This window comes from Paenibacillus sp. FSL K6-1330, from assembly GCF_037976825.1.
GTDB lineage: Bacteria > Bacillota > Bacilli > Paenibacillales > Paenibacillaceae > Paenibacillus_AQ.
In genome coordinates this window covers 7,132,324-7,152,114 of record NZ_CP150269.1, presented here as the reverse complement: position 1 = coordinate 7,152,114, position 19,791 = coordinate 7,132,324, and the positions used below count along the sequence as shown (strand labels likewise).

Here is a 19,791-nt window from a genome sequence, read left to right as displayed (position 1 = left end):
ACCTCATTAGTGTGCGAGTTCAAAAAGTCGGATTTTCAGCACCGAAGCTTATGCTTCCGAAGTGCGTTTTTTCAAAACGCTTTAGGTTAGATGAAGCTAGGGAGTGAGGAGCGGAGCGTACGTTTTGGGTACGTGAGCACCTGAATGTTTCCGCAGGAAACATGCTTCGGAAGCTTCTACCTAGGCCCAGCTGAATTCAAGATTCGATGCCGAGTTACTTCTTGACTCCCTTCGTGATCAAAAGACGACTTTTTGAACAACCTCTTAGTGTAACCTAACTCTATCGTATACTGACCTGACCCTGCTATGGATTTAGGTGAAACGGAGCTTACATCTCCCATAAGGTTATGTTCGTATTTTTTGTTCGTATTCTGAGATGATCGATATGAAATTAGCCTCTGTCCAATGCAAAGAAGACCCACCTAAGAATGAGATGTGTCTTCTTTTACTGCTTTCTGCAGCGTCAAGGTAACGGTGGTTCCTTCACCCAGCGTGGATTCCAGTTGGACGGTGTGATTCAGCTTATGGGCAATTTCACGGACAAGATACAGGCCCATACCGGTGGATTCATGATATTGCCGACCGCGCTCTCCGGTGAAGTAGGGATGGAACACCCGATTGATGTCCTCGGGCGCAATGCCGATACCCTCATCGCGTATATGAAGTTTGATGTGTTTCCCCGCTTCTTCTGCGGTTAATTGAATCTTCTTGCCGGGGCTGCCGGAGTAGTTCACAGCGTTCGTCAGAATCTGACCCAGCATAAATCGAAACCACTTGGCATCCGTATAGACGGAGATCTGATCATCGATTTGGAACACCGGCGTAATGCCCTTACGAATGAACAGCTTCCGGTTCTCGACGACGGATTCGCTTACCGCGGCACGAAGGCCGATGGCTTCTACCGCGAAATCCTGCTCGAACCGGTCCAGGCGTGCGGTATACAGCACCATTTCGAGGCCTTTGCGAATGCGCTCAAGCTCTTCCCGAATATGTTCGGCGGGTGCTTCTTCGACTTCATCGAGCGTTAGCTGAATCACCGACAGCGGGGTCTTCATCTGATGTACCCAGCGGTTGACGAAAGCCAGATGTTGGTCGGTTTGACTCTGATGTCGATGCAGCTGTTCGCGGTATAAGCGTTCATAATGGCTGATCCGCTCGTGTATCGCTTCCGGCAGAGGCGCTTCACCCAGGGGAGGGCTTAAGAATTCCTTCTCCGAAAGCTCCTCGGAAGAAAGCTCTTGATACATTGTGCGATGGGAAAGATACCGGTATGCAAGATAGAGGAGCAGCACGACACTGCTCAACAGCACCCCATATAGCACGACAGTAAAAGGTCTGCCTTCACCGGTAAGCCAGTACAGCAGGGGGATGAGCAGCATTTGAACGGTAAAAAACAATATGAGCGGGAGATGCTCCCGCAGGAAGAGTCTCATTGAGGCTCCCTGCCTGTCATGAACCGGTAGCCTGCTCCCCGGACTGTTTCGATAAGATCTCCGGCGCCCAGCTCACGAAGCTTGCGGCGAACCCTTGTAATATAAACATTTAACGTGTTGTCATCAATGAAATGCTGATCTTCCCACATCAGGTCCAGCAGCCGCTCACGGCTGACCACACGGCCGTCTTTTTCCATCAGCATCGTAAGCAGGGCGGCTTCCTTCTGGGTAAGCTCAGCTGACTCATCTCCATAAGTCACGACGAATCGCTCCGGATAGATGATGAGACCGGCGCTTTCGACGGTATGCTCATCCTCCTGACCGGAGGCATAGGCACCGACTGCACGGCGCAGGTGGCTGCGGATCTTCGCCAGAACAAGCTCCATGTCAAACGGCTTCGTTATATAATCATCCGCCCCGTTTTCCAGTGCCATAATCTGATCCATGCCGCTGTCGCGCGCCGAGATGAAGATGATCGGGCAGTGCGATTGGGTACGGATTTGCCTGCACCAATAGAAACCGTCGAATTTCGGCAGATTGACGTCCAGCAGAACCAGATCCGGCTTCGTATCCGTAAAAATGTCCATGACGCGGCTGAAGTCTTCGGTGATCCGTACGTTAAAATCATATTTGGAAATAGCCGATCTTAATTTATCCGCGATTCGTTCATCGTCTTCCACAATCAGGATGGTATACACTGATCCTTCCAACTCCTTTTAACTCCAAACTACATCATGTACTACTATACCGAATTGGAGATGACGTTGGAAATCCAGTGGTCCATGATTCTGAATTGGAGGTAATCTATGAGAACTGCGAGGAGAATGAACCCGATGCTGGCAACCAAAGTAAGCAGTATCGCTTTCAGCTGTAGATGGAATCTGCTGCGGATGGCCGCTCGAAACCAAAACCATAACGCAGCAATAGAGATGATAATCAAGAGTATAGGTTTCCAAAAGAATTGCGCGTTGATATCAATGTCGGACACTCGCATGGCAACACCTGTTGACATGAAGATGGAAAATATGAATGTAACATATAGTCCCACTGTTGCCGACCATCCCCATGTCTTTTGTGCCCATGCCCCTAACGAAGCGGCAATGAACAGGAGAAATATAACGAGAGATAATAGAATGTAGGCCCCTTGAGACTGCCCAATCGAGTTGTGAATCATGGCGCGATCCCGAATTAACCTTTGCCCAGGCCCATGCATAAGATGTAGTCACATCAAACCTGCTGCCTGAGAAAGGGCGTGACTTCATATGGGGATCTATTTAACCGCGATTCACTGGGTGTACCTGGCGTTTATCGTCTTGATCATGACGCTGTTGATTCGGCGGCGCGATACGTCGCTTATTTGTATTACCGGAATATTTGCGCTTGGCCTTCTGGCTACGGAAACGCTAAGCGGCTCGGTCTCCGGCGTTTTTCATTCATTCATCTATGCGACCAAAGAGCTGATGGGCACCATCATGATTATATCCATCATCGTGGCGATGAGCCGAGTCTTGATCAAGACGGGGATCAACGAGACGATGGTGGCCCCGCTAACCCGGTTTCTACGTACTCCCGCGATGGCTTACTGGGGCATCGGAATCATTATGATGGTCACGTCCTTCTTCTTCTGGCCGTCACCGGCAGTTGCGTTAATTGGTGCGGTCCTGCTGCCTGTGGCCATCCGTGTGGGTTTGCCGGCCCTCGGTGCGGCGGTGGCGATGAATCTGTTCGGTCACGGCATTGCGCTATCGGGAGATTATATTATCCAGGGTGCGCCTAAATTAACCGCGGATGCAGCCGGTTTGCCTGTATCCAGCGTTATGGCTGCCAGTGTGCCGCTCGTGATCGTCATGGGACTTGTGACAACCGTAACGGCATTCTGGATGATGCGCAGAGATCAGCGGAACGGCAGCTGGAGAGATGGACTGGTAACCATTAAAAGCACGGGAGACGCGCTTACCACGCGTACCGAAGAGGATGATGCTGTTTCGGCGATATCGCCGGTTATGAAAAAATGGTTGGCTATCATCATTCTGCTGTTGTTCGCGGCAGACGTTGTCACCATGTTCATCCTAAAGCTGCAGGGCGGAGATGCAACGGCCTTGGTCGGCGGCACAGCCGTCCTTATCCTCAGTGTCATTGCCTTGCTGGCTCACCGCAACCGGGGATTAGAGAAGGTCACCTCGTATTTGATCGAGGGATTCATGTTTGGATTCAAAGTATTCGGTCCCGTCATTCCTATTGCGGCGTTCTTCTATCTGGGGGATGCAGCATTTACCGAATTGTTCGGTAAAGTGCTCCCGGAAGCATCTCATGGGATCGTGAACGATCTGGGGGTTGCCCTCGCGAATGCGGTGCCGCTGAACGGTGCGGTGGGTTCGGTAACATTGACGATCACCGGCGCGATTACAGGGCTTGACGGTTCGGGCTTCTCGGGTATATCGCTTGCCGGCTCGATCGCGCAGCTGTTCGCTACGGCCATTGGCTCGGGCGCGGCTACCCTGACGGCGCTTGGGCAGGTTGCCGCAATCTGGGTAGGTGGCGGTACGCTCATTCCCTGGGCGTTGATCCCGGCTGCAGCCATCTGCGGAGTCAGCCCGTTCGAGCTTGCCAGACGAAATTTGAAGCCGGTGCTGCTAGGTCTGACCGTGACTACCGTCGTGGCGATGTTTCTGGTGTAAGCCATGGCAAACATAAATAGCGCTGACAGTATTCGTCAGCGCTCGTTTAGTCTGTTGAGGAACCGAAGTCTGTTATGTTCATCTTGACTTCATACGTAATAGGGGCATGGCTAAAGGTTTCATCCCAATTCTCCTTCACCTTCTTCCACAATTTTGGATGTTTGATGCGGACCTGATCACCAAAGCCCCCAACGTCCACATGATAGACATGCTGCATTTTGTTCAGCACCTGCTCGATCTGTTTGCGTGCTTCTTCTTCAAACTGTTGCTCCAACTCGTTGATGTATTGCCCGGATGAGGGGATTTCCGGGAAACTCCAGTCTTCAATTAATCTGCCTTCTGATTCGATCTTGATATGAAATGAAATCTCGTCTCCTTGAACTTTAGGAATGATGGTGCTATGGGAATTCTTGGGTTCGTAGGTTACGGTATGCCCGGTTTTTGGCGCATATGTCTTCAGTGACCCTCCCTTCACATCTTCCATGACCCATAACAAGCCTTCCAGGTCATATTGGCTTAACTCTCCGATCCATTTCTTGGTGCTGCCTTTAAAAATGGCAGCTCCCGAAAATTTATGCTCGCCTTGGGCGGTAACGACATTCTGTAACAGGAAGCTTTCCCCCGATTGCATGGTGCTGTCGAGTTTAATAAGGCTCATGGGAGGGATGATTTTGTTGGAACGATAGCGGTTATCCACGAGTCCCATTAAGTAGAGAGCGGGGATCTCACCGGGTTCATTGGAGCTCAACGCTTCAAGTGCACTGCGGTGGCTTACCACCACCAGGCAGCTGGGGCGGATATCGTTATCGCGGAGAATAAAGTCAAATATCTGTTCCAAGCTATACCTTCTGGCTAATTCGCTTGAAACCACGATGACCTTCAGATGGTGGGCAACAAGCGGACGGTCTCTGCGTAAAGAAAATTGACGGAAGATTTGGAAGACGGAATCTCCCGTTAATTGTTCATTCAGGTAGGCCTTGCTTGGCGATGACGAACTGCCCCCGCTTTTTTTCTCATTTTTTCCTGTAATCGGGGGTACAATCTGAACCGTTGCCGTCAACACTTTCTTTTTGGGGTAGGATGCTCCCTGTTGATTAATGTCCCGTTCAAACCTGGACTCATTCGCTATATCCAGTCCCAAACCTACAATGACGCTGACATCCTCGATCTCGTTGCTGCTCCAGCAGCCGGTAGTCAGAAAAAGCAGCAAACTTGCCGACAATACGGACGCATATCTTATGTATCTGTTCATTTAGGCTTCACACCTTTCTTGCGGGCGATGCTGATCAGTAATAGAATGAGCGGAAGCCCACCGAATAAATAGATTGACATGTTGCCAACCGTATCTCCCAGCTTGAATGTTTCCGATACGTCCTTCGGAATCATCGCGATGAGGAAGATGACAGGAAGCAGAATAAAGAGAAAGGGGCGTATGTTCTTCTTAAGCAGTTGGGACCAGCCGAGAGAAGCTGCGTAATGCGTAATCGTAAAGGTCGAGAATATTTGCATGATCCAGATGACAAGCAGTAGGGACTCAAAACGCTCGAATATCAGTCCCTGCATTTCAAAACTCCGCATTAAGTCCAGTGTTGGCCATGTTCTTGTCTCAACTCCGTTTATGGAGAGCCCGCCAATAACCATAATGACGGTGATTAAATAGATGACCAGGGGAACCGTAATGCCAACGAGCATGGCTTTGGTGCCTTTTTTGGGAGACTTCATAAACGCCATGGCAACGAACATGATCTCGTAACCCGTTAAAGATAGCAAAGATGGTTTTAACCCCCGAATCACAGGCATAAACCCTGAGCCGAGTACCGGCCTTAAATTTTTGATATCAAAAATATTGCTGCTCAATAGGATCGCTACGAGGAAAAAAACCAGCGTAATCGGCAGAATGATCTCGCAGATTCTGGCGATACTGTTGATCCCCCCGGTGGTCAAATACAGACCGATCCACATAAAGGTCATCACGATGGCCCAAACGGGCGTGCCTTCCAACAGATATAACCCCGTTACCTCCGCCATTATCCGGATCTCAAAAGCGGAAATGGTAATGAAATAACCAATAAACAGCAGACTTAAAACAAAAGCCAGCCATTTCCCGGTGATCTCAGGTACAAATTGAAACCACGTTTTCCCTTGAAATCTTCGGCATAACGACACGACGATCATTCCTGACAACAGGATGATCAACCCGGAGATGAGAATCGAGATCCACACATCCGGCGTTTTGGCGGCCTCCACCGTCGTTCTGGGGAGCGTCAGGATACCGGCACCCAGCATGTAGTTAATGATCATGACGGCAGCTTGAGATGTGGTAATCTGGTCATGGGTGCTGTTATTTGTGCTGCTCATGGTCTTAGCCTCATTTCGTGCATAGGATGATTAATTTCTGCGGTCAGGGTCCTTCGGGTTTAACATTTGAGGTCTTTTCTTCATCACTTTCAGCGGGAACCGAATGAGGAAGTCCTTCAAGTCACTGATGCCGTAAGGCACCATTGGACTTGCATAAGGTACGCCGAAGCTCTTCAGTATGACCAAATGACTGCAGAGAAGCAGAAAAAACATAACGACTCCAAACAGTCCAAGTACGGCGGCAAAGAACATCGCGGTAAACCGGAGAACGCGCAGTGTAATGCCGGCACTGTAGACCGGGATCGTGAAGGAAGAGATGGCGGTCACGGCCACGACAATAACGAGAAACGGACTGACAATTCCGGCATTTACGGCAGCATCGCCAATAATCAGACCGCCTACGATACCCATGGCAGGTCCGATTGGTTTAGGTAATCTAATACCGGCCTCCCGTAATATTTCTATGGCAACTTCCATGATGAGCGCTTCAATAAGCGAGGGAAAAGGCACACCTTGCCTGGATTCAATAATTGTTAACGCTAGCTTGGTCGGAATTAGACCGGGGTGAAACGAAATAAACGAAATGTACAGTGCCGGAGCCAGAAGTGCCAGCAGGGCGGAGAGAACACGCAATAAGCGGACAAAGGATCCCGAGATCCATCTCTCGTAATAATCCTCCGGCGACTGCAGCAGCATACTGAACGTGACAGGCACGATTAGAGCATACGGTGTGCCGTCAAGCAGGATAGCTACCCGCCCTTCGAGTAAAGCCCCGATCACCCTATCGGGTCTTTCCGTGTTTTGCACTTGCTGAAAAGGACTCATGACATTTTCCTCAATCAACTGCTCGATGTATCCCGATTCAAGAGGGTCATCGATTTCGATTTTCTGAATTCGCGTAACGACCTCATCGACCAGCTTCGGGTCGGCAATATCTTTCATATAGGCGATGACCAGATCTTTTTTCACACGGTTCCCAACTTCAAATCTGGTGAGCAGGAGGCTTTCGTTTTTTCCGTGAAGCCGCAGCAATCCTGTATTGTCTGCCAATCTCTCAGTAAACCCGACACGCGGGCCCCGAAGAAGTGCTTCGGATAAAGGTTCTTCTATATTTCGGCTCTTCCCCTTGGCAGAACCAACCAGGAAGGCGCCTTGCATTCCATCTACCAATAAACTGGTTGTGCCCGCAAGAACAGATTGTACGAGTTCCAATAATCTATCGGTATGTTTAATTTCGCTTACAGGAAGCATCTGGCTGCTGATATAGGCTTTGATCGTATCGCTTGAACGATTGAAGTGTTCCTGCTCCGCTTCCGGAATTCCCACCAACATGAGGGGCCTTATGAGATGAGTGTCCATAAGATCGTTGTCCATCAATCCGTCGACAAAAACGATGGCTGCCCGCGTTCCCGTTCCCCGGATCGTAAATTCTCTGAATTCCACGTCCCCATTGTTACCGATTGCTTTACGGACGGATGTTAAATCCGCATCGTAAAGCCCTGTCATGAGAGCCTGCGGCGAAACACTGTCCTCCCTCTCGGGGGGAGAGGGCTTGTTCGGTTTGAGGGAGTAACTCGAATTAATAGATTTCCGAAACCAATTGGTTAATGCCAGCATGAGGATGGGTACCAGTACGAGTAGTAAAGCTTGAACCCAAATCGTCCACTTCGGAATATAGGATACAATGACTGACCACAATGAAAATCACCCCGCAATTTCTTAGCAATAGATCATAATGTGAATCAAGTGTATTGTTACCCGAGGTGATCTTGAAAATTCCTGTTATTTCAATATCAGGAAGAAGACCCTGCCCGTTGAACTTATATAATCAATTGCTGAAAAACGGGATAACAAAAAGGGGCATCCCCAGGCCGCTGTCCTGATGGGATGCCCCTTACTTATATGAGCAAAGCTGTAACAGTTACTTCTTCGATATCGAGAACGGCAGCTCATCGGAGCTGTAAGAACGGTAGCTTGGAGCCAGTCCGAGACGGAAATTGAGGGACTTGCCTGCCAGTATATCCTCATGCGTAATGTACAGCTTGGTGTAATCCTGTCCCTCTAATTGAACGTTCGCAACGAAATTGGACTGCGGATTATTGTTGTCTGTATGAATCAACATCTGTTTCCCGTTTGGCAGCTCAATGCTCACGCTGTCGAATAACGGGATACCGAGGACGTATTCATTGCTGCCTGGACATACCGGGTAGAAGCCCATGGAGCTGAATACATACCATCCGGACATGCTTCCATTGTCCTCATCACCCGGGAAGCCGTTAAAGCCGCTGTTGAACAGGTTCGACATCAGCTGCTTAATGACAACCTGGGAAGAAGCCGGCTGCCCTACATAGTTGAAGAGATAAGGAATATGGAAGCTTGGCTGGTTGGAAATGGCCAGCTGGCCATAGTCGATGGCAGCCATCTCACTCATCTCATGAATTTCAAAGCCGTAGCCCCGCACGTCGAAGTCCGGTGCTTTGTTACACAATTCGGTGATTTTGTCGAAAAATCGTTCCTTCGAACCGTATTCCTCAATCAAACCCTGGAAATCCTGGAACACTGCAAAGCTGGTCTGCCAGGCGCTTCCTTCGGCATAATCGAGCCCCCAGCTCGTATCACTGAAATCCGGTCGGAACTGGCCGTTCGGATCCTTTGCCCGCATGAACCCGGTTTCCGTATCGAAGATATTTTTGTAGTTGAGCGCGCTCTGTCTATATTGATCCGCTACATCTGATCGGCCCAAGACATCGGCCACGCGGCTGATGCAGTAGTCGCTGTATGCGTAATCCAGCGTGTGGTTCACGCTCTCGTGATAGGTGTTTGGCACGTAACCGTACTGTATGTAGTCCATCGTTCCCTGACGTCCATAACAGTCCTTTCCGCTCTGCGTGGTAGCGGCAGTCAGCATGGCTTCCAGCAGCTCCGGCATCAGGTGCGGAGCCAATCCTTTAGCCGCGGCATCCGCAATGACGGCATCAATAAGCGTACCTGGCATCAGTCCGCGCTCATCGGGAGACAGCCATTTCGGCAGGAAGCCGGTTTCGCGGTAGGAATTCAGGAAACCTTCCAGCATTTCTTCATATTCTTTCGGTGCGATGATGGAATAGAGCGGATATACGGTTCTGTAAGTATCCCAGAAGCCGTTGTTGGTATAGAGAATCCCTTTCTTGACGGATCGGGCCGTTGTATCGTAATGTACCGGCTCCATGTTGGCATCCAGCTCATAGAACTTCTGCGGGAACAGGAACATGCGGTAAAGACAAGTATAGAAGGTCCGCATATATTCTTCGTTCGGGTGAGTGACCCGGATTTTGTTCAGGTAATGATTCCAAGCTTGCGCAGCCAATTCCTTCCGCTCATCCAGGGATGTGTTCAGCTCGCGCGCAAGGTTAAGCTCTGCTTGCTCCAGGCTAATAAACGACGTTGCCAGTTTAACCTCCAGCACGTCCCTTTCACAGTCTTTGAAACGAATGACGGCATGCTGGTCGACACCGCCAAAAGCAATCTCAGGGAAGAACTGGCCTTCCTCTTTGTAATAACCTGTTGTTGCGAGATCTATGTCCTTGCTAAAGCTCATGGCTACGTACATACGGAACCCGTCATCGTGACAGCCTGCGAAGTTGCTGACATAGCCCGTTAGTCTGCGCTGGGCTGCATCCAGTCGGAATTCGCTTATGTTATTAACGTTTAGGACAAAGCCTGCCTGCTGCCCGGAATTGTATTTCATGCGCATTGCCGCACCGTAGGTGCTGGGAACCAGCTCCGTGGTGATGTTATAACGCTGCTGCTTCACTTTGAGATAGTGGGGCTTGAATATCGCTTCTTCGGGCCGGTAGGAACTTTGACAGGTGAAGACGGACCCTCTGATTTTGTCGTCCGCAATCGGCGTCATCAGGAAGTGGGCGAAGTCGCCCATCCATGGACTTGGCTGGTGCGTCAGGCGTATGCCTTGGAAGACGCGGTCATTGGGGTTGAAGAACCAGCTTCCTTCATTTTTGGTTTGGACAACAAAGTGGTTCATACCGAAAGGTACACCCGTATAAGGGAGCGCATTCCCGTTGGAATAAGTGTACTGATTGTTGGTGCCTTGCCTTGTATCGATATAGTTTAGCATGTAAAAGTCTCCTTTGATTTTAGAAATAGGCGTGTTACAGCTTCTTTACGGTCTGACGTTCAATGAGACGAACGGGAACTACGACATTCTCATTCGGTTGATCCAGGGAATTCTCGATCAGGGTGATAAGGCTTTGTGCAGCTTGATATCCCATCTGTCCAAAGTCCTGGAATATGGTGGTCAGCTTGGGTTCAATGAAGCTTGCGAGATGAATGTTGTCAAAGCCCACGATGGAGAAATCTTCCGGTACCGACAGACCCAGCTCTTTGGCAATCTGAATGATCTCGATCGCAATCAGGTCATTCTCGGCAACAATCCCCGTAATTCCCTGTGTCACAACGGATTGGATAAACTGAATATAGTATTCTCTGCCGTTGTCGTTGTCGTGGGTCAAGTACCGGTCGGTCAAGTCACTGACGCTGTAATCGATCAGGCTGTAATCATACAGAGCCTTCAAATAACCGAAATACCGCTCTCGGATCGAGGAAGAGTTCTCTACCTTCAAGGAGGAGATAAAGGCGATTTTCTTATGATTATTCTCGATCAGATGTTTGGAGGCCAGGTATCCGCCGTCGAAGTTGTCGGAGACAACGGACTGAAATGGAATGCCTTCAATGCATTTATCCATCGTCACAAGCGGGTACTTTGCCAGGTGATACTGATACAGAATGCCAAGATCCGAGATGCTGCTTATCGGGTAGAGAATCAATCCCGAATTGGCGCTTTGTAGCGCGGCCTCCAGCAGCTTCCGCTGTCCGACAATCGTATTGGACTGAATGTTCAGGGTATAGTCGGTCGTTGCGAGAAATTCGTTGATGCCTTTTTCATAATCTCCAAGCCCCGGGTTATGAGTGAACGGTAGAATCAGCAGAATCTCCTTGTTCGTCTTGCCCAGGGGCCTGTGTGGGGCCCTGTCTGTGCTCACGAAACTTCCCTTACCTTGGATCCGGTAGATCAGCTTGGCATTCTCCAGCTCGGTCAGTGCCCTCTTCGAGGTGATCCGGCTGACGTTGTATTCTTTCGAAATCTCAGCTTCGGTCGGTAGCTGATCTCCAGCCTGGAGCTCCCCGGATTCAATCTGGGCTGTTAGAGCATTTACGATATGTTGGTATAGTGGAATTTGTTCCAAAGCGGATCTCCTCCCTAAATTTGATATATCATTTTATGGCGTTTATGTCAAAGTCTAATTGATACTTTTGATAAAAAGTTACAGTTGTTATGTTTGAATGTACTAAATGAATACACTGCTCATTGTGCATGTAGTTCAAAGATTCTATGTCCATAATATCGTTTCCGCGTTTATATTTCAAGATTAGGCGCTCTCAGCACCGATAAATTGGAGAGAATTAATTGGTATATATAATAAACGAATAATACTACTAGTTGATATATCAAATATTCAAGAGGCGGCGGGCGTTGATTTGACAGTTTTTCACTTGAGTGATAAATTGACTGTGATTAAGGGAGGGGAGGTGTAGGAGTCAATGAAACAATTGGGATTTCATCAGGAGAACCGATTAGCCATGCTGTCTTGGATTCGGATTACCCGTTTTCAACAGATTGGCAACCACCTCTCGAATGAGTTCTTACAGCCGTTTTGCATCACGGTTGCCCAATTCGACGTTTTGATTCAGGTCTTTGCACACCAACCTTTATCACAGCAGGAGCTGGCCGAATATCTTTCCATTAGCGGCGGCGGTGTTTCGCATATGGTGAAACGACTGGAGAAGCTGGGCCTGATTGTCCGCAAGCAGGATTGGAAGGTAAAGTATATCTCGCTAACGGATAAGGGACAGGCCCTACTAGAAGAGATTATCCCGCTGCTGTCAGATTTCCAAACTTCTATGTTCGACATTCTGGATGAACAGGAGTTGCAGCAGCTTTACAAGACCATGAGGAAGCTTCATCAGTATAATGTAAAGAAAAAGTCGGCAACCCCGGGGGTTATCGTCGAGGAGGAGTAGCTAAAAGTTGCCTTGGCTGCTTTTTATCGGCTTTACGATGGGGAGCTGAAGAAGAGGAAAAAGGAGTCCTAAGAGAGGGATTCCTTTGTTTGCGTGGGTGGACGTAAATTTTTAGAGTTTTACAGGAGGCCTACGACCGTAGACATCCGATGAATAAAAACTATATGACTCCATCATACTAATGCCGTACTCAATCTTTGGGTACGGCTTCTATATGGTGAGGTGTGTTTAGTGGAATGGAACCAACATTATGACCCATTAAATAATATCTGGTTATCGGCAATTGTTGCTACAATACCCATATTATTTTTTGTTATCGTTTTGTCAGTATTCAAAGTTAAAGGCTACATAGCAGGAGTTTGGAGTGTTGTTATTGCGGCGTTGACTGCAATGGTTGCTTACGGAATGCCTTTTTCTAAAGTATTGGGAACTGGAATATACGGGGCATTAACAGGAGTTTGGCCAGTGGCAGCAATTGTATTAGCTGCAATATTTCTTTATAAGTTAACGGTTAAAACCGGAAAATTTGAAATCATCAAAGAAAGTATAACCTCAATAACTCCGGACAAACGCATCCAAGTGTTACTGATTGCCTATTGCTTTGGGGCATTTTTAGAAGGTGCTGCCGGGTTTGGAGCCCCGGTCGCAATAACAGCGATAATCCTCGTTGGATTGGGTTTCAAACCAATCAATGCCGCCGGTATATGCTTAGTTGCTAATATTGCAGGAGGGTCATACGGTGCAATGGGCATACCAGTAACTACTCCGGCCCAATTGACCGATTTATCTCCATTAGATGTGGCAAGCTATACATCTTATATTATTCCGATTGTCAGCTTCATTGTTGCATTCTTAGTTGTATTTCTGGTTGATGGAATGAAAGGCATTCGTGAGACTTGGTTATCGATCGTTGTTTGTGGAGGAGCCTTCGCCTTAGTACAATTTGCAGTACTCAATACGATTGGTGCAGTTCTCGTTGATATTTTGGCTGCAAGTTTGAGTTTGATCGCTCTCACGATATTTACTTTGTGGCGTGAAAAAACCAAATACAAAAGTGATTTTAGACAAGTTACAGTCGCATGGCTACCATTCATCATGCTCACCGTATTTGTAATTTTGTTTTCACAAGTCACATTTGACGATCTCATGTTAAAGATACCAATCCAAGGTGTTCATAACGAAATTATCAAGCATCCACCAATAACAACCGAACCTAGTCCGTATGCGGCGATTTTCAACGTGGATCTGTTATCTTCAACCGTTACCGCGATCGTACTAGCAGGATTGTTGACTATTTTGATTTACCGTATTAAATGGTCAACAGTAAAAAGTTCGATAAAAGATACTTTTAAAGAACTGCTATTCCCCATCATAACGATATGCAGTGTTTTAGCCTTTGCTTATATTTGTAATTATTCCGGAATGTCGTCTACGTTAGGGTTAGCATTCGCTTCGACTGGAGGGTTATTTCCATTATTCTCTCCAGTGTTGGGTTGGATAGGTGTATTCCTAACTGGATCAGTGGTCAACAGTGGGTCATTATTTGCACCACTTCAAGCCGTAACGTCTAGCCAAATCGGAATTGATCCCGGGTCAATGGTTGCAGCCAACGTGATTGGTGGCGACATGGCTAAAATGATCAGCCCACAATCGATAGCCGTAGCGGCAGCATCAGTAGGTTTAAGTGGACAGGAAAATCTATTGTTTAAATTTACAATCAAAATAAGTCTAATATTCCTTGTTGCCATTGGGATAATAAACCTATTACTATACTAGGAGGATTTATGAAGAACAAAATTAGCCGAGTGGTATTAGTGGGTACAGGAGCGGTAGGTTGTAGTTATGCCTACGCCTTGATCAATCAAGGTGTTGTTGAAGAGTTAACACTAATTGACATTAATGAAAAGCGAGCAGAAGGTGAAGCAATGGATTTACAACACGGTATGGCATTTGCTTCAACCACTACTCGTGTAACTTCTGGTACGTATGCCGCCTGCGAGAAAGCCGATCTCGTGGTTATTACCGCAGGTGCTCCCCAAAAGGACAAAAATGAAACACGTCTTGAGTTGGTTGGTAAGAATGCGAAGATTATTCGAAGTATTACCAGAGATATTATGGCGAGCGGATTTAATGGTATCATCTTAGTTGCAAGTAACCCTGTTGATATTATGACTTATGTTGCTTGGAAAGAGAGTGGTTTATCAAAAGAGCGTGTAATCGGATCAGGAACGACTTTGGATAGTGCTCGCTTTCGTTTCATGTTGGGTGAATATCTTGGAGTCGATCCACGTAATGTTCATGCTGCAATTATTGGGGAGCATGGAGATAGCGAAGTTCCGGTTTGGTCTCAAGCAGCTATTGGGATTGAAGGTTTAGAGAAAGTATTGGCTAGACGTAACAACTCAGGAGATAAAGCTGCATTACTGAGTATTTTCGAAAATACACGAGATGCCGCGTACCACATCATTGATCGAAAAGGTGCTACCTATTATGGCATTGGTATGTGTTTGGTACGGATCACTAAAGCAATATTCGCAGATGAAAATAGTATTCTTCCGGTGTCATGTTTGATGGAAGGACAATATGGGCAAAGCGATTTGTATTTAAGTACACCTGCTGTAGTAAATCGTACTGGAATTAAGGAAGTTATTGAAATTGATTTGAATGAAACCGAAAGACAGATGCTTGAAAAATCAGCAGCTGTTATGAGAGAAACTATCCATGGACTTAATAAATGAGCATTTCTTTATCCACGATGGCCCCGTCCTGCTTCACGGTGACTTCCTCTATTCTAAGTTAGGGTGAAGTCCTTTTTTATGCTTGGAACTCCTTGTGTATCAAGGACTCAGGTTACTGCAAAATGCTCATATACATAGCAGGAACGTTCGTTCTATAATAAAGTCGAGGAGTAAATGGATCGTACAGGAGGGTGTTATAGTTGAAGAAGAGTGCGCTATTGGTCATTGATGTGCAGAATGAGATGTTTCAAGTGAATGATCCGGTGTTTGAAGGAGATCGATTGCTCCACAATCTCAAGCAGCTGATCGCAATAGCTAGAAGCGGCGGCATTCCTGTCTTTTACATACAACATAATGACGAAAGTTTGAAGGCAGGGTCGGAGGCGTGGAAGGTTAACCCTGAGATTGCGCCTGCGATGTCGGATACGATCATTCAGAAGACCAGACCGGATTCATTCTATAACACAACGCTTGAGGAAGAACTGAAACGAAAGGGTGTCCAACATGTCATTCTTGCGGGTATGCAGAGTGAGTTATGTGTAGATACCACATGCAGGAGAGCATTCAGTTTGGGCTATGATGTCACGCTGGTATCAGATGCTCACAGCACCTGGAACAATTCGGTGTTAACCGCGCAGCAGATCATAGATCATGTGAACGCTACCCTGAAATGGTTTGCGGACCTAAAAACAACAGAAGAGATCGTCTTAACGACAGAAGCCGGCGTGTAATCGCCGGCTTTTTTCATATTGAATAGGTAAGAGAAAGTGATTCATCAATTGGAACGTGCTTCCCCCTAACTCGAATTTCCGGATTAGAATATTCCTTCAGGTACCTTTCCTTCCCAGCAATCCGGTGCGTGCAGCCCCAGCACATGACCGATGACGGCGGCCGTGTCCATGATGCTGATCGGTGCATCGAGAAGGCCGGGTTTAATGCCCGGACCTGTAATCCCCCAGGTGATGGTCATATCCATCGGGTGATCACTGCCGTGGTCATTAGGATGAGCGCCTCCGCCGCCGTGATCCGTGACCGTGATGATCCAGGTGTCTTCCAGCAGCTGCTGATCATCCAGTGCCTTGACAATCATGTCTACGTACTTATCCGTAACGGCAATCTGCTCCAGCTGCTTATCGGTACCGAATCCGTACTTGTGGCCCGCACCGTCGGGGTGATCCAACTGAATGAACATCAGTTTGAAATTGGGCTTCTGATGAATATAATCGACGATGGCTTCCGTCAGCTCGGGGTCCGGTTTGGATTCCATATGAACGTTGATCGTATTCTCAATGATTCCTGTATTGATCGGTTCCCAGCAGCTGAATGCAGACAGAGGAGCATCCGGCCATTGCTGGCGGGCCAGCTTGAATAGTGAAGCATAGGGGAAACTCTCCGGAATTTGCTGGTGAATTGCCCGGTCATTATCAAGACCATGTTGGTCCGGTCCTACGCCATATAACAGCGAGCCCCAACACTCAGCACTGATGCTGGGAAATACGGTCTGAGCATCGTACGAGTATGCTCCTGCTTGCAGCAGGGCGTGAAGATGCGGTGCGTCCGCTTCTTGAACGAACCTGCCTGCTCCATCAATTCCAAGAATAACGACACGTTTAGCCATCGATAAACTCCTCCTCGGTAAGAACAATTTGATCTTTAAGCATTGAAGTTGAATAAGACATTATGCAAAATGTGTAAAGGATTGCTAACTTGCGATGACGATTGCTACCCCCATAAGGCAATGGTCACGATACCTAGCGTGATGAGCACGGACGTAATGATTCGCCGCCAGCCTTGCTGCTCACGCAGAACGATGATGCCGAGTATGGTGCCAAATACCGTGCTCATTTCACGGACCGGCGCGATGTGTGCAAGCGGGGTGAGCCGCATGGCGAACAGGAACAGCAGGTAAGATCCCGGTGCCAGGATGGAGCCCAGCAGGATCGTGCGCCAGTTCACCGACCATTCCTGTTTTAGCCCTCTTGACAGCATCACGGGAACGATCAGAGCGATGAAATAACTGATATTGGATAACTGGATTAGCGCGATAGGGGAGACCCCCGCATCCAGAACGGCCTTGTCGGTCAGGGTATACCCTGAAATGCAAAGCCCGACCAGGCAAGCATAGCTTAAGGCTTTGGGGTTCAGGCTGGAAGGGCCTTTGAATCTCAAACCCGATAAAGCAAACAGCGAAAAGATGATGATACTCAGGCCCATATAACCCGCTGCGCTTAGATGCTCATGGAACAACACGAGGCTGCACAGCGAAGTCAGCATAGCGCCAAGCCCTCGCATAAACGGGTATACCTGGGACATATCGCCATGAGTATAGGCTTTGGAGAGCAGCGTGATATAGAAGCCTTGAATGGTCATGGACAGAAGCATAAGTCCGTAAATGTGCGGTTCCAGCTTCAGCCCTGACATCTCCATGAGAAAAGAAGGCATCAGGAGGATTAAGGTGACAGAATGGATGCACCACAGAAACACCGATTTATGAATGCTTCGCTTCGTGAACAGATTCCAAAGGGCATGGGTTAAACCGGAAGACAGCACCAGCAGCAGTGATAGCAGTTCCATCAGAAATGTCCGATAAGGACTTCAATGCTGCGAGCGGACAGGTTATCCACCCATTCCTGTGAACAGCCTGGATCCGTGATAACCATGGAGATGTCCTCCAGTTTGGCGAGCTTCGAGAACGTGGTTACCCCGAGTTTCGTATGATCGGCAAGGACGATGCCTTCCTCGGAACGCTCCAGCATTTTTCGTGATATGTAGGCTTCATCCAGATCATAATCGGTAATGCCATCGGTTAATGAGATGCCGCCGGCCGAGATAAACGCTTTATTGACCTTGAACTGTTCCAGCAGCATTTCGGTCAGAGGACCTGTTGCCGCCTGTTTAGTCCGGTCCATATCCCCGCCGATATAAATAATCTTTCCCTGGAAAATCTCCATCGCCAGATTCAGGACTGGCAGCGAGTGGGTGATGACCGTGACATCAGACCGGTCCTTAAGATAACGCATGACTTCAATCGTGGTTGTTCCGTTATCGAGCAGAACGGTCTCCCCTTCCTTAATTAGGGAAGCTGCGAGTCTACCAATCGCGGCCTTTTCCTCTGCGCATGTTTGGGAACGACTCGTGAAGGAAGGCTCAATATGCCCGGAACGGGATTTGACGGCGCCGCCGTAAACTTTGCGCAGCTGGCCTTCCTTCTCTAACCGATCCAAATCCCTTCGGATCGTTTCTGCGGATACCTCCAGCTGCTCCGCAAGGGCGTGGACTTTCACCTTGCCCTCAAGCTCCAATTGATTTAAGATCTTCCCCCTGCGTTCCTCATAGGTTACAGACATAAATTCATTCACCTCAATATTGTATGTGACTGATGTTGACCGAAGATGTGGATTCGATCTTATATTAGGCTGGTAAAACGAGATTGTCAACGAAAAATCATTGACTTTTCGTCGTTACCTCCACTAAAATACACATAAAACCACAAGAATTCATTAAAAAACCACATGTCCATGTAAAGGAGACGGTTATGTTGAAGCCAACTCTTCGATTCGGAGACGATCATACCTTCAAGATTGTGCAGTTCACAGATATTCATTGGAAGAATGGGGAACCTGAGGATCAGATGAGCCGGCGCTGTATGGAAACGGTACTGGACCTGGAGCAGCCGGATCTGGTGGTATTTACGGGCGATCTCATTTATTCCGGAGAAGCCGATCCCGGCTGGAAAAAGTGCCAGGATCCGGTGCAGGCCTTCAAGGATGTTGTCAAGACGGTGGAGTCACGCGGAATCCGCTGGGCTTTCGTATTCGGGAATCATGATACGGAGGGGGATGTCACGCGTGAAGAACTTATGAATGCAGCTCTGCAGCACACCTACAACTGTGCAGAGCATGGCTCGCCAGAAGTTCACGGCGTTGGTAATTATACGATTCCGTTGTACGACAGTCATGGGAAAGACACGGCGGCCGTTCTGTATTTCTTCGATTCAGGGAGAGAGTCTGAACATCCTGCTGTTCCGGGGTACGATTGGATTCGGCGCGATCAGATCCGCTGGTATGAGATGGCGTCCTTGGCTTACAGCGCCAAGCATCAAGGAAATCCGCTGCCCGCATTGGCTTTTTTCCATATCCCTCTACCGGAGTATCATGAAGTCTGGGAGCGGAAAACGTGCTACGGGAGCAAGTTCGAGAGAGTGTGCTGTCCCGAAGTGAATACCGGTCTGTTCGCGGCCATGCTGGAGCGGGGCGATGTGATGGGCACGTTTGCCGGACATGATCATATCAATGATTACTGGGGGGAATTGCACGGCATCCGTCTCTGTTACGGCAGAGCTACCGGTTATGGTACATATGGCCGGGAAGGCATGCTCCGTGGTGCGAGGGTTATTTGCCTGCATGAAGGACAGCGGCAGTTCGACACTTGGATTACGCTGAGCGACGGCTCGCAAATACGGGAGCAGGAGAAGCATGAACCCGGGGCGCCCCTCTAATACGACAA

General features: G+C 48.3%; 17 protein-coding genes. 6 read left to right on the top strand and 11 right to left on the bottom strand.

The window, feature by feature from the left end; genetic code table 11:
• Positions 1–422: 422 nt before the first annotated feature.
• The 3 genes from NYE54_RS32555 to NYE54_RS32545 are packed head-to-tail and all read right to left on the bottom strand — an operon-like array spanning position 423 to position 2,607.
• On the bottom strand, positions 423–1,433 hold the full coding sequence (locus NYE54_RS32555; protein ID WP_339268797.1) for a sensor histidine kinase: 1,011 nt from the start codon (positions 1,431–1,433) through the stop codon (positions 423–425).
• Positions 1,430–2,131: a response regulator transcription factor gene (locus NYE54_RS32550; RefSeq protein ID WP_339273735.1), complete on the bottom strand. Its 702-nt coding sequence runs from the start codon at positions 2,129–2,131 to the stop codon at positions 1,430–1,432. Before NYE54_RS32550 ends, NYE54_RS32555 begins: the two co-directional genes overlap by 4 nt.
• A 44-nt stretch (positions 2,132–2,175) precedes the next feature.
• On the bottom strand, positions 2,176–2,607 hold the full coding sequence (locus tag NYE54_RS32545) for a hypothetical protein (protein ID WP_339268795.1): 432 nt from the start codon (positions 2,605–2,607) through the stop codon (positions 2,176–2,178).
• 88 nt (positions 2,608–2,695) lie between these two features.
• Here NYE54_RS32545 and NYE54_RS32540 point away from each other — a divergent pair, with 88 nt between their 5' ends.
• Complete coding sequence (locus NYE54_RS32540) at positions 2,696–4,111, top strand: hypothetical protein (RefSeq protein WP_339268793.1); 1,416 nt, start codon at positions 2,696–2,698, stop codon at positions 4,109–4,111.
• 46 nt (positions 4,112–4,157) lie between these two features.
• Here NYE54_RS32540 and NYE54_RS32535 read toward each other — a convergent pair whose 3' ends face one another.
• The 5 genes from NYE54_RS32535 to NYE54_RS32515 form a co-directional block, all read right to left on the bottom strand.
• Positions 4,158–5,363 (bottom strand): Ger(x)C family spore germination protein, encoded by a 1,206-nt coding sequence (locus NYE54_RS32535; protein ID WP_339268792.1) that lies wholly within the window; start codon positions 5,361–5,363, stop codon positions 4,158–4,160.
• Entirely contained in the window at positions 5,360–6,469 is a 1,110-nt protein-coding gene (locus tag NYE54_RS32530; protein WP_339268790.1) for a spore germination protein, read from the bottom strand. The genes NYE54_RS32535 and NYE54_RS32530 overlap by 4 nt, the downstream gene beginning before the upstream one ends.
• 30 nt (positions 6,470–6,499) lie before the next feature.
• Positions 6,500–8,167 carry a spore germination protein gene (locus tag NYE54_RS32525; protein WP_339268788.1) on the bottom strand — a complete coding sequence of 556 codons (1,668 nt, stop codon included), beginning with the start codon at positions 8,165–8,167 and terminating at the stop codon, positions 6,500–6,502.
• 223 nt (positions 8,168–8,390) lie between these two features.
• A complete protein-coding gene (locus NYE54_RS32520; protein ID WP_339268786.1) occupies positions 8,391–10,583 on the bottom strand; it encodes a GH92 family glycosyl hydrolase in 2,193 nt (730 codons plus the stop codon).
• 34 nt (positions 10,584–10,617) lie between these two features.
• A complete protein-coding gene (locus NYE54_RS32515; RefSeq protein ID WP_339268784.1) occupies positions 10,618–11,712 on the bottom strand; it encodes a GntR family transcriptional regulator in 1,095 nt (364 codons plus the stop codon).
• A gap of 355 nt (positions 11,713–12,067) precedes the next feature.
• Here NYE54_RS32515 and NYE54_RS32510 point away from each other — a divergent pair, with 355 nt between their 5' ends.
• From NYE54_RS32510 to NYE54_RS32495, 4 genes are all read left to right on the top strand, one after another.
• Entirely contained in the window at positions 12,068–12,547 is a 480-nt protein-coding gene (locus NYE54_RS32510; RefSeq protein WP_076323783.1) for a MarR family transcriptional regulator, read from the top strand.
• Positions 12,548–12,769: 222 nt separating this feature from the next.
• Positions 12,770–14,323, top strand: a complete 1,554-nt coding sequence (locus tag NYE54_RS32505; protein WP_339268782.1) for a lactate permease LctP family transporter — start codon at positions 12,770–12,772, stop codon at positions 14,321–14,323.
• Between the two features lie 8 nt (positions 14,324–14,331).
• Entirely contained in the window at positions 14,332–15,285 is a 954-nt protein-coding gene (locus NYE54_RS32500) for an L-lactate dehydrogenase (protein ID WP_339268780.1), read from the top strand.
• A gap of 200 nt (positions 15,286–15,485) precedes the next feature.
• A complete protein-coding gene (locus NYE54_RS32495; RefSeq protein WP_076323786.1) occupies positions 15,486–16,016 on the top strand; it encodes a cysteine hydrolase family protein in 531 nt (176 codons plus the stop codon).
• An 83-nt stretch (positions 16,017–16,099) separates the two neighbouring features.
• Here the strand turns inward: NYE54_RS32495 and NYE54_RS32490 are convergent, their stop codons facing one another.
• The 3 genes from NYE54_RS32490 to NYE54_RS32480 form a co-directional block, all read right to left on the bottom strand.
• Entirely contained in the window at positions 16,100–16,903 is an 804-nt protein-coding gene (locus tag NYE54_RS32490; protein ID WP_339268778.1) for an alkaline phosphatase family protein, read from the bottom strand.
• A 104-nt stretch (positions 16,904–17,007) separates the two neighbouring features.
• Positions 17,008–17,859 (bottom strand): DMT family transporter, encoded by an 852-nt coding sequence (locus NYE54_RS32485; RefSeq protein WP_076323788.1) that lies wholly within the window; start codon positions 17,857–17,859, stop codon positions 17,008–17,010.
• Positions 17,859–18,632, bottom strand: coding sequence for a DeoR/GlpR family DNA-binding transcription regulator (locus NYE54_RS32480; RefSeq protein WP_339268776.1), 774 nt, complete (start codon positions 18,630–18,632; stop codon positions 17,859–17,861). Before NYE54_RS32480 ends, NYE54_RS32485 begins: the two co-directional genes overlap by 1 nt.
• Positions 18,633–18,823: 191 nt before the next feature.
• Here NYE54_RS32480 and NYE54_RS32475 point away from each other — a divergent pair, with 191 nt between their 5' ends.
• Complete coding sequence (locus tag NYE54_RS32475; RefSeq protein ID WP_339273733.1) at positions 18,824–19,783, top strand: metallophosphoesterase family protein; 960 nt, start codon at positions 18,824–18,826, stop codon at positions 19,781–19,783.
• Positions 19,784–19,791 lie beyond the last annotated feature (8 nt).

What these genes read in the sequence shown, in the direction of transcription:
- NYE54_RS32530 (WP_339268790.1), bottom strand. Translation starts at nt 6,469, where the DNA reads ATGAGCAGCACAAATAACAGCACCCATGACCAGATTACCACATCTCAA.
- NYE54_RS32540 (WP_339268793.1), top strand. Translation starts at nt 2,696, where the DNA reads ATGGGGATCTATTTAACCGCGATTCACTGGGTGTACCTGGCGTTTATC.
- NYE54_RS32520 (WP_339268786.1), bottom strand. Translation starts at nt 10,583, where the DNA reads ATGCTAAACTATATCGATACAAGGCAAGGCACCAACAATCAGTACACT.
- NYE54_RS32555 (WP_339268797.1), bottom strand. Translation starts at nt 1,433, where the DNA reads ATGAGACTCTTCCTGCGGGAGCATCTCCCGCTCATATTGTTTTTTACC.
- NYE54_RS32510 (WP_076323783.1), top strand. Translation starts at nt 12,068, where the DNA reads ATGAAACAATTGGGATTTCATCAGGAGAACCGATTAGCCATGCTGTCT.
- NYE54_RS32485 (WP_076323788.1), bottom strand. Translation starts at nt 17,859, where the DNA reads ATGGAACTGCTATCACTGCTGCTGGTGCTGTCTTCCGGTTTAACCCAT.
- NYE54_RS32490 (WP_339268778.1), bottom strand. Translation starts at nt 16,903, where the DNA reads ATGGCTAAACGTGTCGTTATTCTTGGAATTGATGGAGCAGGCAGGTTC.
- NYE54_RS32500 (WP_339268780.1), top strand. Translation starts at nt 14,332, where the DNA reads ATGAAGAACAAAATTAGCCGAGTGGTATTAGTGGGTACAGGAGCGGTA.
- NYE54_RS32545 (WP_339268795.1), bottom strand. Translation starts at nt 2,607, where the DNA reads ATGATTCACAACTCGATTGGGCAGTCTCAAGGGGCCTACATTCTATTA.
- NYE54_RS32480 (WP_339268776.1), bottom strand. Translation starts at nt 18,632, where the DNA reads ATGTCTGTAACCTATGAGGAACGCAGGGGGAAGATCTTAAATCAATTG.
- NYE54_RS32535 (WP_339268792.1), bottom strand. Translation starts at nt 5,363, where the DNA reads ATGAACAGATACATAAGATATGCGTCCGTATTGTCGGCAAGTTTGCTG.